Origin of the sequence: Ligilactobacillus apodemi DSM 16634 = JCM 16172 (genome assembly GCF_001434405.1) — a bacterium.
GTDB lineage: Bacteria > Bacillota > Bacilli > Lactobacillales > Lactobacillaceae > Ligilactobacillus > Ligilactobacillus apodemi.
In genome coordinates this window covers 1-347 of the sequence record NZ_AZFT01000050.1, presented here as the reverse complement: position 1 = coordinate 347, position 347 = coordinate 1, and the positions used below count along the sequence as shown (strand labels likewise).

The following is a 347-nucleotide window of genomic DNA, read 5'->3' as shown; positions in this document are numbered from 1 at the left end:
TTGCCCAAATCGGTCTTCACTAACTGACCCTTCGGGGTATATTCTTCAGCGTCGGTACCTACCTTCACTTGTACCGGCACTTCATCTTTCAAGCCATCTGGATATGTCACTTCTACCGTACCTGGCTTCTCGCCTGGTGTCGCTACTTCTACTGGGATCTTCCAGCTGTATTGAGCATTTTGCGGTAAGTCTGACTTATTAGCTACTCCTGCTTTAGCACTCGGTGCCTTACCCAAATCAGTTTTCACTAATTGCCCCTTTGGTGCGTACTCTTCGGCGTCGGTGCCTACCTTCACTTGCACCGGTACTTCATCTTTTGAGCCATCTGGGTATGTTACTTCTACCGT

The 347-nt window shown here is 48.7% G+C and carries 1 protein-coding gene; it reads right to left on the bottom strand.

Annotated features, from left to right (window positions below; all coding sequences use genetic code 11):
- On the bottom strand, positions 1-347 hold a 347-nt coding region (locus FC32_RS05070), incomplete at both ends, for a Rib/alpha-like domain-containing protein (RefSeq protein WP_268871572.1).